Raw genomic sequence first — 14,787 nt, 5'->3', positions numbered from 1 at the left:
TGAAGCGCCCCCCAACCACATGTCCATGTTTAGTTTCTTCAAGAAAAAACCCGTCGCCCCGGAAGTGCCTGAGGTCAAAACCCCGGCACCGGCCCCCACCTCTAGCGCTGAAGCGCCCGCCTTACCCGAAGCGCTGCCTGTAGCCCTGCCCGACCTGCTGCCGATCGAGGAGCCGGCGCCGAAACTGTCGTGGATGTCGCGCCTGAAGGCCGGCCTGTCCAAGACCTCGAACAACCTGTCCATCCTGTTCGTCGGCGCCAAGATCGACGACGAGCTGTACGAGGAACTGGAGGCGGCCCTGCTGATGTCCGACGCCGGCGTCGACGCCACCCAGTACCTGCTCGACGCGCTCAAGCAAAAGGTCAAGGACGACAAGCTGCTCGACGCCGCCGCCGTCAAGGCCGCGCTCAAGCAGCTGCTGATCGAGCTCTTGACGCCGCTGCAACGCCCGTTCGAGCTGGGCCGCCACCAGCCGACCGTGATGATGATTTCCGGCGTCAACGGCGCCGGCAAGACCACCACCATCGGCAAGCTGGCCAAGCACATGCAGACCCACGGCCAGTCGGTGCTGCTGGCCGCCGGCGACACCTTCCGCGCCGCCGCCCGCGAGCAGCTGATGGTCTGGGGCCAGCGCAACAACATCACCGTGATCTCGCAAGCCTCGGGCGACCCGGCCGCCGTCTCCTTCGACGCCGTGCAGTCCGGCAAGGCCAAGGGCCTGGACGTGGTGATGATCGACACCGCCGGCCGCCTGCCGACCCAGCTGCACCTGATGGAAGAGCTGAAAAAGGTCCAGCGCGTGATCGGCAAGGGCATGGAAGGCGCGCCGCACGAAACCCTGCTGGTGATTGACGGCAACACCGGCCAGAACGCGCTGGCCCAGGTCAAGGCCTTCGACGACGCCCTCAAGCTGACCGGCCTGGTGATCACCAAGCTGGACGGCACCGCCAAGGGCGGCGTGCTGGCCGCCATCGCCCGCGTGCGCCCGGTGCCGGTGTACTTCATCGGCATCGGCGAAAAGATCGAAGACCTGCAGCCGTTTGTCGCCGCCGAATTTGTCGAAGCCCTGCTGGGCTAACCCCACCGATAAGCCTCCATGATCGAATTCCGCAACGTCTCGAAACAATATTCCCCCGACGCCACGGCGCTGCGCGACGTCTCGTTCACGGTGGCCAAGGGTGAGCTGGTGTTCCTGGCCGGCCCCTCGGGCGCCGGCAAGTCCACCCTGCTGAAAATGATCGCCGCCGTCGAGCGCCCCAGCGCCGGCCAGGTGATCGTCAACGGCCAGGACATCGCCCGCATCAAGCCGGCCGCCGTGCCCTTCCTGCGGCGCAACCTGGGCCTGATCTTCCAGCAGCAACGGCTGCTGACCGACCGCTCCATCCTGGCCAACGTCATGCTGCCGCTGCTGGTGACCGGCGCCTCGCGCGCCCAGGCCGAGCAGCGCGCCCGCGCCGCGCTCGACAAGGTCGGCCTGCTGGAACGCGCCGACGCCCAGCCGCTGGCCCTGTCCGGCGGCGAGCAGCAACGGGTGTCGATCGCGCGCGCCATCGTCAACCGCCCGCAAGTGATCCTGGCCGACGAGCCGACCGCCAACCTGGACCGCGCCAGCGCCAACCAGGTGCTGGACGCGCTCAAGGCCTTCCATTCGGTCGGCGTCACCTGCCTGATTTCCAGCCACGACGAGCAGATGCTGGATGCGGCCGCGCGCGTCATCCATCTCAAGCAAGGTCAACTGGAGGTGCCGGCATGACGCTCTGGTTCCGGCAACACCGCTACGCGCTGGCCGCGGCGCTGGTCCACCTGCGCCGCTCGCCGGGCGGCTTCTTGTTCAACATATTAGTGGTGGCGATCGCGCTGGCGCTGCCGTTCACCGGCGTCACCCTGCTCGACAACGTCCGTCCCATGTCCGAGCAGCTGTCGGTCGATCCCGAGATCAGCGTCTTCCTCAAGCTCGACACCCCGCGCGAGCAGGCCGAGGCGCTGGCCGTGTCGCTGCGCCAGACCGTCAAGGACAAGCAGGCCAAGATCATCTTCACCCCGCGCGAAAAAGCGCTCGACCAGCTGAAGGACAAGAGCGGCCTGGCCGACGTGCTGACCACCCTGGGCGACAACCCGCTGCCGGACAGCTATGTGCTGAAGCTGGACGCCTTCCGCAACGCCCAGGCCGGCGGCGACGTCGACCAGCTGGCCGAGCAGATCCGCGCCCTGCCCGGCGTCGACACCGTGCAGGTCGATTCGGCCTGGGTCAAGCGGCTGGCGGCGCTGCTCAACGTGCTGCGGCTGGCGCTGCTGCTGCTGGCGGCCACCCTGGGCACGGTGGTGATCGCGGTCATCTTCAACACCATCCGCCTGCAGGTGTTGACCCAGCGCGAGGAAATACTGGTGTCCAAGCTGATCGGCGCCACCGACAGCTTCATCCACCGCCCCTTCTATTACACCGGCGCGCTGCTGGGCCTGTGCGCCGGCGGCGTGGCGCTGGGCGCGGTGTCGCTGGCGCTGCAGCCGCTGAACCTCGCGATTGCCGAATTCGCAAGATTATACGCCTCCGAATTCCAGCTGGCGCCGCTGCCGCCGCTGGCCATGGCCGGCCTGCTGGCGCTGTCGGCCGGCCTTGGCCTGGTCGGCGCGCTGCTGTCAGTGCAGCGCCACCTGTCCCGCCTGAACTGATCCCCCACTCTTCCGTGCGCGCCCGCACGGAAGGGCTCCTGCCTACTCGCTTAGCATTAAGTCCTGCCTAAGCTCCGGCGCGCATGCTTGATCAAAGCGCACCATGATGCTGAAAAACCTCATAGTCTTTTGCTATCGAAGTAATTAATATCTGGTGATTGGCACTCAACGAAGGAGAGTGCTAATATATGTGAACTGAAGAGCAAAATAGTTCTCTACAGCATCAAGCAACATTAAGAATAAGCAATATCATCGAGCGAAGGAATGAATATGACTATGATGTCCGCACCGACTGCCTTGGTACCTGCGACCAATAGCGCCCTGGGACTCGGGTTCACTGGCAACCTGGGCAACCTGGACGCCTACATTTCGGCCGTCAATCGCCTGCCGATGCTGACGCACGACGATGAAATCTCGCTGGCCAAGCGCCTCAAGGAAAAGAACGACCTCGGCGCCGCCCAGGAACTGGTGCTGTCGCACCTGCGCCTGGTGGTGTCGATCGCCCGCGGCTACCTGGGCTACGGCCTGCCGCACGCCGACCTGATCCAGGAAGGCAATATCGGCCTGATGAAGGCGGTCAAGCGCTTCGACCCGGACCAGGGCGTGCGCCTGGTGTCGTACGCGATGCACTGGATCAAGGCCGAGATGCACGAGTACATCCTGAAAAACTGGCGCCTGGTCAAAGTGGCGACCACCAAAGCCCAGCGCAAGCTGTTCTTCAACCTGCGCAGCCACAAGACCGGCCTGGACGCGATGACGCCGACGCAGATCGACAGCCTGGCCAAATTGCTGGACGTCAAGCGCGAAGAAGTGATCGAGATGGAAACCCGCCTGAGCGGCCGCGACATCGCGCTGGAATCGCCGAACGACGATGAGGACGACAAGTTCGCGCCGATCGCCTACCTGTCGTCGGAAGCGAGCGAGCCGACCCGCGTGCTGGAAGCCGAACAGGTGACCCGCCTGCAATCGGAAGGCCTGGAAGAAGCGCTGGGCAAGCTGGACGCCCGTTCGCGCCGCATCGTTGAAAGCCGCTGGCTGGCCAACGACGACGGCTCCGGCGCCACCTTGCACACGCTGGCCGAAGAATTCGGCGTCTCGGCCGAGCGCATCCGCCAGATCGAAGTGGCCGCGCTGAAAAAAATGAAGGGCTCGCTGGCAGCCTTCGTCTGAACCCACCCCGTCTGCAGTGAGCGATACGCTTGCTGCGCCGCCTAGGGGTCGGACCCCGAACGGGGTCCGACCCCACTTGGCAGTGCGGGGTAAAAAAAGCCGCCCGGTTCGCGCCGCGCGGCTTTTCCTGTCTTACGCTGCCAGGCCCTGCGCCAGCAGCTCGCCGACCAGCTGGTTCAGGTCGACATCACGTTCTTTCGCCCTGGCGTGCAGCTGCTGCACCAGGTCGCCGTTCAGCTTGACCGCGAACGGCACCAGTCCCAAAGCCTGATCGCGCTTGCGCTGCTCCCGCTTGTCGACCACCTCGGCCACCTTGCCGAAACTGGCGGCGCCAGGGGCGGACATCTGGCCCATTAATTTTTTAGCGTCGCTTTTCGCCATGCCGGTCTTTTTCATTTTGTTCAGTCAATGTGATTCAGGGCCCCCATTCTACGGCACATAGTTTGACCCAGCGCTGTAAAGCTGCGGTTCGTGCGCCGCGGGCGTGATCTTTTTGCTAAGCTTGCCGTCAACTTCGAAGGAAGAGGTATTTATGAAATCCACATTATCAAGGCAGTTGATCATCCTGCCGCTGCTGGTGGCCATGCTGGCCCTGCTGCACGCCTGCGGTTCCGCGTCCGCCATCAACCGCGTCGCCGCCGCGCCGCAGGCGTTCTCGCAGACCTACGTACTGACCCAAGGCGCCAGCGTGGCGATCGCGCCGGCCGCCGCGCCCGGCGTCAGCGGCGCCACCGCCAGCGCGCCCAGCCTCAAGCTGGAGCGCGTCAACGACAGCCGCTGCCGCACCGGCGCCGTCTGCGTCTGGGCCGGCTACATCAGCTACAGCTTCGCGCTGACCGCGCCCGACGGCACCACCAGCAACTTCGTGCTGTCCGACAGCATGCCGAACGCCAGCGCCAGCGTCACGCAAAACGGCCTGACCTTCACGCTGACCGGCGTCGAGCCGCAGGCGGTCCCCGCCAAGAATGAAGCCGCGCCGGATTATCGGGTAAGCTTGAGGGTGAGCAACGCACCTTCATCCTAACCCGGACCCAGCGCACCCATGACCCAGCCCCGCCGCCCCGCCCGCACCGTTCTCGTTTCCTCCATCATCCTGACGTTGATCCTGCCGCCGGCGGCCTGGGCCAAGACCCCGGTCGCCACCGGCAGCGGCGGCGCCGTCGCCACCATCAGCGAACCGGCGTCCAAGGCGGCGCTGGCCATCCTCAACAAGGGCGGCAACGCCATCGACGCCGCCGTCGCCGCGGCCGCCACGCTGGGCGTGACCGATCCGTTCAGCTGCGGCATCGGCGGCGGCGGCTTCATGGTGATCTACCTGGCCAGGGACAAGCGCGTGATCACCATCGACCACCGCGAAACCGCGCCCGCCAACTTCACGCCCACCGTGTTCCAGCAGGACGGCAAGATCATGGACTTCGACACCGTGCTCGCCAGCGGCATGGCGGTCGGCGTGCCCGGCACCGTGCGCGGCTGGCACGAAGCGCTGGACCGCTACGGCTCGATGTCGTTCAAGCAGGTGCTGGCGCCGGCCATCGCCGTGGCCAGCGACGGCTTCACCGTCAACGCCAACTTCACCCACCTGGTCGAAGACAACGACGCCAAGTTCCGCATGTTCCCCGACACCGCCGCGCTCTACCTGAAGAACGGCAAGGCCGTCCAGCCCGGCACCCTCCTGCGCAACCCCGGCCTGGCCAAGGCCTACCGCGAACTGGCGGCCGGCGGCGTCAAGGCGTTTTATGAAGGCAAGATCGGCCGCGCCGTGGTCGACGCGGTGAACCAGCCCAAGGTCGCCAGCGGCGTGCAAGTGCGCGCCGGCCAGATGACCATGGCCGACCTGGCCAACTACGAAGCGCGCCTGCGCCAGCCGGTGCACAGCACCTATCGCGGCTACGACTTGTACGGCATGCCCTTGCCGAGCAGCGGCGGCATCGCCATCGCCGAAGCGCTGAACATCCTCGAAGGCTACGACCTCAAGGCCATGCCGAAGGAGAAGGCTGAACACCTGTACCTGGAGGCGAGCCGCCTGGCCTTCGCCGACCGCAACGCCTACCTGGCCGATCCCGAATTCGTCGAAGCGCCGGTGGCCGGCCTGCTGAGCAAGGACTACGCCGCCCGCCGCCGCGAGCTGATCAACCCGAACCAGGCCAGCGTGCAGGCTCCGGCCGGCGATCCCTATCCGTTCCAGAACGACGTCAGCGTGCCGCTGCGCCCCAACGCCAACAAGCTGCTGGCCGAAGGTGCGCACACCACCCACCTGACCGTGTCGGACAAGGATGGCAACATCGTCTCCTACACCTACACCATCGAAGCCTGGGGCGGCAGCGGCATCGTGGTGCCCGGCTACGGCTTCCTGCTGAACAACGAGATGACCGACTTCGACTTCTCCGGTCCCGCGCCTAACGTGCCGGAAGCGGGCAAGCGTCCGCGCAGCAGCATGTCGCCGACGCTGGCCTTCAAGAACGGCAAGCCGGCGTTCTCGATCGGCAGCCCGGGCGGCGCCACCATCATCACCACCGTGCTGCAAACCATCTTCAACTACGTCGACCTGGGCATGAGCATGCCGGACGCGCTGAACGCGCCGCGCCTGTCCGAGCGCAACGGCAGCGCCACCGACGTCGAGCCGGGCTTCGCCGGCAGCGCGCAGGCCAAGGCGCTGGAGAAGACCGGCCAGCACTGGAACACGCCGGAAGAAATCGGCGCCGCCAACGCGCTGGTGTTCAACCCGGACGGCACCATCACCGCCGTCAGCGAAGGCCACCGCCACGGCGCCGGCAGCGCGCTGGTGCAGAAGGCGGGGCACTAGGCCTTCAGCTGAAGAGCGGTATGCGCGCGTTGGGTGAACGGCGATAAGTCCAGCTCAGCGTCCGCAGCAAAGTCGATTCAGCTAGCGTCGCCAGCGCCGACATCAGCGCCTGCATCGCTCCAGCGGCCAGGGCGCAGGCCAGCACCTGCCCCGGGCACGCATGCACGCCAAAGCCGAAGCCGAATTCGCGGCCTTCACCGCGCGGATCGCGCCCCGCTGCAGCCAACACCAACAATATCGTTTGCCCCTCCAGCAAAGGCACGCCACCGATCTCGCAATCGCGGGCCACGAAACGGCGCGTGTTCTGGATAGCCGGGTCGAGACGGCTGACCACCCGCACCAAAGCGGCGGCATCCTCCACGCCGCTGCGCTCTTCACCTGGCTGACGCGCCAGCGCCAGCACACTGTTGCCGATCAGCCCAGCCGTGGCTTCGTAAGTCTGCGACAGCAGGCCGACCAGATTGACCAGCAAGCCATGCGACTCGCTCCAGCCCACCGCCTGCGCCTCGGCGATCACCTGCGACAGCAAACTGTCCGCAGCAGCCGACGATGACGCATCGCGCAGCAGTTCCTTGAAGCTGTCCAGCAGCGCCAGCGCCGCCGCATGCGCGCGCTCGATCTGCGACGCGTCGCTGTACGGCGACAGGCAGGCCACGAACTCACCCATCCATGCCGCCACCGCCGGCAACTGGTGGTCCGCAAAACCCAGCAGGCTGGCCATCGCCGACACCGGCGCCTCGAACATCCACGACGCCAGCCCATCGTCGCGCCACAAGCGCCGGCCGATCAGCGCCGCACGCTGCTGCGCCGCCTGCGCGCTCACGCCGGCCAGCGCCCGCTGCAAGGCCAGCTTGGGCGCCGCATGCCGCTCGCCGTCGTTCATGCGCACCAGCGCACCGAACACCTGCCCCGCCGCGCCACCGGCGATGGCCGCCGGCACCGGCTCGGCCAGCGGCCGCACGCGGCAATCAGGATGCCGCATCACCGCCATCACATCGGCGGCGCTGGCGGCGATCCACAGCCCAAGGCCGGCGTCGAAACGCAGCCCTTGCAACGCCGCCAATTCGTCGTAGTATGGATAAGGGTCGGCATGCGTCACCGCAGCCAGCGCGTGTTGGGGATAGGTAGTGTTCATGTGGCCAGCATGCCACCATTTTCACCGCGATGGTTAGGCCGGCGCCGAAGTAAGCCCGCCGCTAAGCCATGTTTAAGAATCTGCCAACACACTAAGCCACCGATACCACTCTGGGGACCGCAATGAAAAACTGGGCACGCGCCAACAAAGGCTTCTTACTCTTCCTGATGCTGTTCGGGATCTTCCGCACCGCCGTCGCCGACTGGAACCCGATCCCGTCCGCCTCGATGCATCCCAACCTGCTGGAAGGCGACGTGGTGTTCGTCAACCGCCTGGCCTACAACGTCAAGCTGCCGCTGACCGACGTCGTCATCGGCACCACCGGCGAGCCGCAGCGCGGCGACATCGTCACCTTCTCCTCCCCCAAGGACGGCACGCGCCTGATCAAGCGCGTGATCGCGCTGCCGGGCGACCGCGTCGAGATGCGCAACGAGCAGCTCATCATCAACGGCCAGCAGGCCGGCTACTCGGAACTCGGCCACGCCACCGAATCCATCAAAGGCCTGGGCGACATGGCCGCGCTGCACGTCGGCGAAGCCATCGCCGACGCCCGCGCCCACTCCATCCAGCTGATGCCGCAGGTGCAGGCCCGGCGCGATTTCGCGCCCGTCAGCGTGCCCGCCGGCCAGTACATGATGTTGGGCGATAACCGCGACAACAGCGAAGACTCGCGCTACATCGGCCTGGTGCCGCGCGCCCTGCTGATCGGCCGCGCCGAGCGCGTGCTGGCCTCGGCCGACATCACCGGCAACTGGCATCCCCGCACCGAACGCTTCGGCATGAGCCTCTACCCGGCGCCGTAACCGTAAGCAGCCCCCTCGCCGCCGGCTCCCGGCAGTGCTATGATCAGTAGAAAATCTCATAACATTGTCGGGAACCATATGATCGAATTCCAGGGACTGTCCAAAGTCTACGGCGGCTTCAATGCCGTCAAACCCCTGAACCTGGCCGTCAGGCGCGGCGAGGTGTTCGGCTTCCTCGGCCCCAACGGCGCCGGCAAGACCACCACCATCCGCATGATGATGGGCATCCTGGTGCCCAGCGCCGGCCACGTGCTGATCGACGGCCTCGATTGCCACGCCGAGCCGGCCGAAGTCAAACGACGCGTCGGCTACCTGCCCGACACCCCGATCTTCTACGACTACCTGCGCGGCCGCGAGATCCTGCAATTCGTCGGCGAGATGCACGGCTATTCGCGCGCCGAGGCGACCGAACGCGGCGCGCGCCTGCTGGCCGAATTCGGCCTGGAAGAAGCGGCCGAAGACTACGCCGTCAACTACTCGCTGGGCATGAAGAAGCGCCTCGGCCTGGCCTGCGCGCTGATCCACGATCCGGCGGTGCTGATCCTCGATGAACCGATCAACGGCCTCGATCCGCGCGCCTCGCGCGACGTGCAGGAGCGCCTGCTGGCGGCGGCCGCGCGCGGCGTCACCATCTTCGTCTCCACCCATTTGCTGGACATGGCGGAAAAGCTGTGCGACCGCGTCGGCATCATCCACCACGGCCAGCTGGTGGCCACCGGCACGCTCGACGAGATCCGCGCCGAAGCCTCGGCCAGCGGCTCGCTGGAGGATGTGTTCCTGAAGATCACCGACGAAGCCGCAGAGGAGCAGGCGGAATGACGCAGCAGGCGGCACAGCCGCTGTCGCAGGCGCGCGCCATCTGGCTGATGACCAAAATGCGCCTGACCCGCCAGCGCAACATGGTGGCCAATAACCTGTTCCGCAAATTCCGTAAGAAGAAAGCGCGCGACGGCATCGCCGGCAAGAAGAGCAGCCTGTGGGTGCTGACCCTGGTCATGGTGCTGTTCATGGCCTTCTCCTTCGTCAGCCTGTCGCGCAACGTGGTGCTCAACATGGGCTGCCACCTGGTCGCCGACAGCGCCTGCCACGTGGTCGACAAAGGCGGCGAGCGCCGCGACAACATGGAACTGACCGCCGACGAGCTGCATCAAGCCCCATTCCAACCCGAGCTGGCGCACGGCCTGACGATGGTGGTCACGCTGATGTTCGGAATCGCCGTCCTGCTCCCCCTCGGCAGCAAGGAGCTGGCGCAGCCCGACTGGGACATGGAATGGCTGGTCACCATGCCGGTCGAACGCTCCACGCTGCTGTGGGGACGCCTGCTGGAACGCAGCGCGGCCAACTTCAGCGGCATGTTCGCGCTGCTGCCGCCGCTCGGCATCATCGCGTGGTACTCGGGCATGGGCTGGTTTGCGCCGCTGGCGGCGTTGGCTGCCCTGCTCGTGCTGCTCCCGCTGGCCGCGCTGCTGCATACGCTGGCCGACACCGGCTTGCGCATGTGGCTCCCGGCATCCCAGCTGCGCAACCTGCAAGCCGTCACCGGCTTGTTCAGCATGCCCCTGATCTATTTCGTCATGGCGCTCGGCATGCCCGGCGCCAGCGGCTTCGTGATGGACTGGGCGCGCGCCTTCCCCGCGTGGGCCGGCTGGACGCCGCCAGGACTGGTGCTGCAAGCGATGCAGGCGAGCGGCCTGGCGCAAACCGCGCTGGCCATCGCCCTGCTGCTGGTGCAAACGGTGGTGCTGATATGTGCCGGCGTGGCGCTGATGCGCTACCAGCTGCGCAACGGCGTCGTCAACGCCGGCTCGCGCGAAAGCGTGCGGCGCAAACAGCCAGCCACCGCAGGCGCACCCGCGCGCGGCGGCCTACGCGCCTGGCTATCGGCCGCCATGTCGCCGATCAAGCGCCGCGAGCTGCGGCTGCTGAGCCGCGACCGCAACTTCCTGGTGCAAACGCTGCTGCTGCCGGTGGTGATCGTGGTCAGCCAGATGGTCTTCAACGGCAAATTGAACAGCTTCGAGGAACTGGGCCAGCACCACACCACCGCTGCCGCCATCGCCTTCGGCATCGGCGTCTACGTGCTGATGCTGTCGGCCTTCCAGACGCTGAACAACGAAGGCCAGGTCCTATGGCTGCTGTACACCGTGCCTCGCTCGATCGAGAGCGTGTTGAAGGAAAAGGCCCAGCTGTGGGGTACGCTGACGATGCTCTACCCGCTGGTCGTCATCGGCATCAGCGCCTGGTACACCACGCACTTCGAATGGTCGATGCTGGTGCTGCTGCTGACGGTCTTCGCCGGCATTCCGATCTACTCGCTGATCGCCGTCTCGCTGGGCGTCTTCGCCTGCGATCCGCAGGCGGTCGACGCGCGCGCCCGCGTGCGGCCGACCTACATCTACCTCTACATGCTGCTGGCCAGCTTCTACACCTGGTCGATCTACAGCAGCGTGTGGTCGCAAAAGCTGGTGGTGATGGTGCTGATCGCGTCGATGGCGCTGGCGCTGTGGCAGAAGGCGCGCGACGCCCTGCCCTACCTGCTGGATCCGGCCGCCGCGCCGCCGCCGCGCGTCTCCACCTCGGACGGCCTGATCGCCGCCACCGCGTTCTTCATCATGCAGGGATTGATCAGGCTGTTCTTCACGCTGGCCCAGGATACGCCCACGCTCACGCTGCAGAACACCACCATCGCCTTCGCCGCGTCTGGATTGCTGGTCTATGTGCTGATGCGCTTCGTCTACTGGCGCAGCAAGACCACCGGCGTGCCGGCCATCCTGCGCGGCGGCGACACGGTGCTGACGCTGGGCTACGGCGGGATGGCAGCCGCCGTGGCCTGCGCCGTCGGCCTGGCGTACATGGCCGGCCTGCAGCACTCGTCGCTGTGGCCCGAAATCGCCAGGCAGATGTCCGCGTCCACCGGTTCGCGCGGCTGGCTGCTGGCATTGGCCGTGCTGGCGGCGCCCCTGTTCGAAGAGTTCATCTTCCGTGGCCTGATTTACAGCGGCTTGCGCCGCTCGATGTCCGCAATGCCGGCCATGGTGATGAGCGCCGCCGTCTTCGCCGTCGTCCATCCGCCGGTCTCGATGCTGCCGGTCTTCGTGCTCGGCCTGTGCACCGCCTGGACCTATGAGCGCAGCAAGACTTTGCTCGGCCCGATGCTGGTGCACGCCGTGTACAACGCCGTCATCCTGTCCTGGCAGTTCTGGATGTAGCAATCAAAACCGCCGTGGCAGGAATTGACTGTTTTATGTCATCCTGCCACGGCCCGCGCCCCGGATAATCCTTGTCAAACCATACACAGGACCGTCCCAATGCGCAAACTGATCTACCTCTTCCTGCTGGTCGGCCAACTGGCCACCGCCGGCGAAATTCCCGCCTACCAGGACCGCTTCGGCCGCGCCAAACCGGTGGTCGCCGTGGTCGGTGAAAACAGCGGCACCGAATTGACCGATTTCGTCATCCCCTACGGCGTGCTGGCCCGCTCCGGCGCGGTGCAGCTATTGAGCGTCGCCCCCCAAACCGGCCCGCTGTCCATGCGCCCGGCGCTGAAGCTCCAGCCCGACGCCACCACCGCAGAATTCGACCAGCGCTACCCGCAAGGCGCCGACTATGTGATCGTGCCGGCCGTCGTCAAGCCGGACGACGCGACGCTGGTGGCATGGGTCGCCGCGCAAGGCGCGAAAGGCGCCACCGTCGTCAGCATCTGCGACGGCGCGCTGATCGTCGCCAACGCGGGTCTGTTCAAGGGCAAGCGCGCCACCGCGCACTGGGCCACCGAGTCCTATCGCAAGGAGCACTACCCGGACGTGCAATGGGTCGGCAATATCCGCTACGTCGCCGATGGCAAAGTCATCTCCAGCGCCGGCGTCAGCGCCGCCATGCCGACCGCGCTGGCACTGGTGGAAGCCATCGCCGGCAACGCGCGTGCCACCGAAGTGGCGCAGCAGATCGGCGTCGCCGACTGGAGCACCACCCACGACAGCGACATCTTCCGCCCGCGCCTGGGCACCAACCTCACCGCCTACATCACCGGCTACACCAATCAATGGTTCCACTCCCGCGACAGCATTGGCGTATCCGTGGCTGCCGGCGTGGATGAGATCACGCTGGCCTTCACGGCCGACGCCTGGTCGCGCTCCAAACGCAGCAAGGTCTACACCGTCGCCGCCAACGCCGCGCCGCTGCAATCGCTCTCCGGCCTGACCATCTTGCCGGACCACGTGCAGGGCGCGGCCGACGCGCCGGACCTGCTGCCGGCCGGCGCCGGCATCGCCCTGCCCGGCAAGGCCCTGGACCGCGCACTGGAAGGACTGGAACAGCGCTACGGCCGCCGCACCGCCCTGCTGGTCGCGCTGGAATTCGAGTATCCTTCCTACCATTAAGGTCAACCAAGCCAGCTCCGTCATGCCGTCAAAGAAAACCCTGCGCGTCGTACTGCTCGCCTACGACGACATGAACTTGCTGGACCTGTGCGGCCCTTTGCAAGCGCTCGCCACGGCCAGCAAGCGCCACACCGGCAAGGGTCCGGCGCTGTACGAAACCATCGTCGCCTCGGCCGACGGCGGCATGATTACCACCAGCGCCGGCCTGCCGGTGATGACGGTCGCCATCGCCACGTTGGATGGCCTGGCCATCGACACGCTGATCGCACCGGGCGGTTGCAAGGGACAGGAATACTACGCGCCGCCGGCGCTGGTGAACTGGATCGTGCGCCAGGCGCCGCTGGTGCGCCGTCTGTGTTCCGTCTGCACCGGCGCCTTCCTGCTGGCGGCCGCCGGGCAGCTGGACGGCAGGCGCGCCACCACGCATTGGGAATGGGCAGGCCGGCTTCAAAGCCAGCACCCCGGCATCGACATCGACGCCGACAAAATCTTCATACAGGACGGTTCGGTGTGGACCTCGGCCGGCGTCAGCGCCGGCATCGACCTGACGCTGGCGCTGATCGAAGAGGATTACGGCCATCACGTCGCCATCGAAACGGCGCGCCAACTGGTGATGTTCATCAAGCGCACCGGCGGCCAGTCGCAATTCAGCGTGCCGCTGGCGGCACAGGCGCACGAAGGCGGACGCTTCGACGACCTGCACGCCTGGGTCGCCGCCAACCTGCACGACAACCTGACCGTGGACAGGCTGGCGGAAAAAGCCGGCATGACGCCGCGCACCTTCGACCGGACCTACGCCAGCCAAATGGGACGCACGCCGGCCAGGATGGTGGAAGCGATGCGGCTGGAGGCCGCGTGCCGCGCATTGGAGAAGACCATGCTGCCGCTGAAAACCATCGCGGCCAACACCGGTTATATGGAAGAGCAGAACCTGCGGCGCGTGTTCCAGCGCCAGTTGGGCGTGAGCCCAAGCCAGTACCGCAGCCGGTTCTCCGGCCACGGCGCTGCGGTGAACTAGTCTTTGTACTGCGGTCCGGACGTCAGGAATCCACCGCCCTGGTAAATGGTGGCCACATCATCCTTGGGCGGATAAACGCCGGTGTCCGGGAAGTTCGCCGCAAAACGCGTCGAACTGTCCTTGGGATTGAAGCCCAGATGCGCCGCCTTGCTGTTATCCCACCAGCTCCCCGGATTGGCCGACGCGCCGAACAATATCGTATGGCCCACGCGCGGCGTGAACAGCGATACCCGCAGCGACTCCACCAGATCATCGTAGCTGAACCACGTCACCAACATGCGCGGATTGACCGGCTCCGGGAACGATGAGCCGATGCGCAGGCACACAGTCTCGATACCGGCGCGGTCATAGTAGTAGCGCGATAGCGACTCGCCGAAGCATTTGCTCACGCCATACAGGCTGTCCGGCCGCATCGGGCTGTCGGCGTCGATGTAGTCGGTGGTCTTGTAATAGCCGATGGTGTGATTGGAACTGGCGAACACCACCCGCTTGACGCCGTGCTTGTGCACCGCTTCATACAGGTTGTAGGTACCGGCGATATTGGCCGCCATGATGTTCTCGAAAGTGTTCTCGGTCGAGATGCCGCCGAAGTGCAGCACCGCGTCCACGTCCTCCAGCAGTTTGAATACGGCGGCCTTGTCGGCCAGGTCGCACTGGACGATTTCCTCGCCCTCGCGCGCCTCGCCCATGTCGCCGATATCGGACAGGCGCACCACGTCGGCCCAGGGCTTGATGCGGTCGCGCAGGATTTTACCCAGGCCGCCGGCGGCGCCGGTCAGCAGCAATCGTTTGAATGGTTTGGTCATGAT

Annotated in this window: 14 protein-coding genes; 11 read left to right on the top strand and 3 right to left on the bottom strand. The window is 66.1% G+C overall.

Features of this window, described 5'->3' with window-relative positions; translation table 11 throughout:
* Positions 1-25 precede the first annotated feature (25 nt).
* The 4 genes from ftsY (at position 26) to rpoH (ending at position 3,840) form a co-directional block, all read left to right on the top strand.
* Entirely contained in the window at positions 26-1,078 is a 1,053-nt protein-coding gene (ftsY, locus tag V6M89_RS00535) for a signal recognition particle-docking protein FtsY (protein WP_332851557.1), read from the top strand.
* A gap of 18 nt (positions 1,079-1,096) precedes the next feature.
* On the top strand, positions 1,097-1,753 hold the full coding sequence (locus V6M89_RS00530) for a cell division ATP-binding protein FtsE (RefSeq protein WP_332851323.1): 657 nt from the start codon (positions 1,097-1,099) through the stop codon (positions 1,751-1,753).
* On the top strand, positions 1,750-2,670 hold the full coding sequence (ftsX, locus tag V6M89_RS00525; RefSeq protein WP_332851322.1) for a permease-like cell division protein FtsX: 921 nt from the start codon (positions 1,750-1,752) through the stop codon (positions 2,668-2,670). Before V6M89_RS00530 ends, ftsX begins: the two co-directional genes overlap by 4 nt.
* A 270-nt stretch (positions 2,671-2,940) precedes the next feature.
* Entirely contained in the window at positions 2,941-3,840 is a 900-nt protein-coding gene (gene rpoH / locus V6M89_RS00520) for an RNA polymerase sigma factor RpoH (protein ID WP_332851321.1), read from the top strand.
* A 132-nt stretch (positions 3,841-3,972) separates the two neighbouring features.
* On the opposite strand, the gene V6M89_RS00515 is transcribed toward rpoH, so the two are convergent.
* Entirely contained in the window at positions 3,973-4,236 is a 264-nt protein-coding gene (locus V6M89_RS00515) for a hypothetical protein (RefSeq protein ID WP_332851320.1), read from the bottom strand.
* 136 nt (positions 4,237-4,372) lie between these two features.
* On the opposite strand from V6M89_RS00515, the gene V6M89_RS00510 reads away from it, so the two are divergent.
* Together V6M89_RS00510 and ggt are read left to right on the top strand one after the other, a co-directional pair.
* On the top strand, positions 4,373-4,864 hold the full coding sequence (locus V6M89_RS00510; protein ID WP_332851319.1) for a hypothetical protein: 492 nt from the start codon (positions 4,373-4,375) through the stop codon (positions 4,862-4,864).
* Positions 4,865-4,882: 18 nt separating this feature from the next.
* On the top strand, positions 4,883-6,643 hold the full coding sequence (ggt, locus tag V6M89_RS00505) for a gamma-glutamyltransferase (protein ID WP_332851318.1): 1,761 nt from the start codon (positions 4,883-4,885) through the stop codon (positions 6,641-6,643).
* 4 nt (positions 6,644-6,647) lie between these two features.
* On the opposite strand, the gene V6M89_RS00500 is transcribed toward ggt, so the two are convergent.
* Complete coding sequence (locus V6M89_RS00500; RefSeq protein ID WP_332851317.1) at positions 6,648-7,778, bottom strand: cytochrome P450; 1,131 nt, start codon at positions 7,776-7,778, stop codon at positions 6,648-6,650.
* A gap of 122 nt (positions 7,779-7,900) precedes the next feature.
* Between V6M89_RS00500 and lepB the strand changes: the two genes are divergently transcribed.
* From lepB to V6M89_RS00475, 5 genes are all read left to right on the top strand, one after another.
* Positions 7,901-8,581 (top strand): signal peptidase I, encoded by a 681-nt coding sequence (gene lepB, locus V6M89_RS00495; RefSeq protein WP_332851316.1) that lies wholly within the window; start codon positions 7,901-7,903, stop codon positions 8,579-8,581.
* Positions 8,582-8,659: 78 nt separating this feature from the next.
* Positions 8,660-9,400: an ABC transporter ATP-binding protein gene (locus tag V6M89_RS00490; protein ID WP_332851315.1), complete on the top strand. Its 741-nt coding sequence runs from the start codon at positions 8,660-8,662 to the stop codon at positions 9,398-9,400.
* Entirely contained in the window at positions 9,397-11,790 is a 2,394-nt protein-coding gene (locus V6M89_RS00485; RefSeq protein ID WP_332851314.1) for a CPBP family intramembrane glutamic endopeptidase, read from the top strand. The genes V6M89_RS00490 and V6M89_RS00485 overlap by 4 nt, the downstream gene beginning before the upstream one ends.
* 99 nt (positions 11,791-11,889) lie before the next feature.
* Complete coding sequence (locus tag V6M89_RS00480; protein ID WP_332851313.1) at positions 11,890-12,960, top strand: DJ-1/PfpI family protein; 1,071 nt, start codon at positions 11,890-11,892, stop codon at positions 12,958-12,960.
* 22 nt (positions 12,961-12,982) lie between these two features.
* Complete coding sequence (locus tag V6M89_RS00475) at positions 12,983-13,978, top strand: GlxA family transcriptional regulator (RefSeq protein WP_332851312.1); 996 nt, start codon at positions 12,983-12,985, stop codon at positions 13,976-13,978.
* Here V6M89_RS00475 and V6M89_RS00470 read toward each other — a convergent pair.
* The gene (locus tag V6M89_RS00470; RefSeq protein WP_332851311.1) at positions 13,975-14,784 is read right to left on the bottom strand and encodes an NAD-dependent epimerase/dehydratase family protein; all 810 of its coding nucleotides are present in this window, start codon (positions 14,782-14,784) and stop codon (positions 13,975-13,977) included. The two genes, V6M89_RS00475 and V6M89_RS00470, sit on opposite strands and share 4 nt — an antisense overlap.
* Positions 14,785-14,787 lie beyond the last annotated feature (3 nt).

The organism is Duganella sp. S19_KUP01_CR8 (assembly GCF_036688705.1).
Taxonomy (GTDB): Bacteria; Pseudomonadota; Gammaproteobacteria; order Burkholderiales; family Burkholderiaceae_D; genus Rugamonas.
Note: the sequence above shows the minus strand (reverse complement) of the source record. Positions and strands in the feature narration are given on the sequence as shown.

Bases quoted from the DNA above. Each gene is read 5' to 3' on its own strand.
- ftsY (WP_332851557.1), top strand. From the start codon at position 26: ATGTTTAGTTTCTTCAAGAAAAAACCCGTCGCCCCGGAAGTGCCTGAG.
- V6M89_RS00530 (WP_332851323.1), top strand. From the start codon at position 1,097: ATGATCGAATTCCGCAACGTCTCGAAACAATATTCCCCCGACGCCACG.
- ftsX (WP_332851322.1), top strand. From the start codon at position 1,750: ATGACGCTCTGGTTCCGGCAACACCGCTACGCGCTGGCCGCGGCGCTG.
- rpoH (WP_332851321.1), top strand. From the start codon at position 2,941: ATGACTATGATGTCCGCACCGACTGCCTTGGTACCTGCGACCAATAGC.
- V6M89_RS00515 (WP_332851320.1), bottom strand. From the start codon at position 4,236: ATGAAAAAGACCGGCATGGCGAAAAGCGACGCTAAAAAATTAATGGGC.
- V6M89_RS00510 (WP_332851319.1), top strand. From the start codon at position 4,373: ATGAAATCCACATTATCAAGGCAGTTGATCATCCTGCCGCTGCTGGTG.
- ggt (WP_332851318.1), top strand. From the start codon at position 4,883: ATGACCCAGCCCCGCCGCCCCGCCCGCACCGTTCTCGTTTCCTCCATC.
- V6M89_RS00500 (WP_332851317.1), bottom strand. From the start codon at position 7,778: ATGAACACTACCTATCCCCAACACGCGCTGGCTGCGGTGACGCATGCC.
- lepB (WP_332851316.1), top strand. From the start codon at position 7,901: ATGAAAAACTGGGCACGCGCCAACAAAGGCTTCTTACTCTTCCTGATG.
- V6M89_RS00490 (WP_332851315.1), top strand. From the start codon at position 8,660: ATGATCGAATTCCAGGGACTGTCCAAAGTCTACGGCGGCTTCAATGCC.
- V6M89_RS00485 (WP_332851314.1), top strand. From the start codon at position 9,397: ATGACGCAGCAGGCGGCACAGCCGCTGTCGCAGGCGCGCGCCATCTGG.
- V6M89_RS00480 (WP_332851313.1), top strand. From the start codon at position 11,890: ATGCGCAAACTGATCTACCTCTTCCTGCTGGTCGGCCAACTGGCCACC.
- V6M89_RS00475 (WP_332851312.1), top strand. From the start codon at position 12,983: ATGCCGTCAAAGAAAACCCTGCGCGTCGTACTGCTCGCCTACGACGAC.
- V6M89_RS00470 (WP_332851311.1), bottom strand. From the start codon at position 14,784: ATGACCAAACCATTCAAACGATTGCTGCTGACCGGCGCCGCCGGCGGC.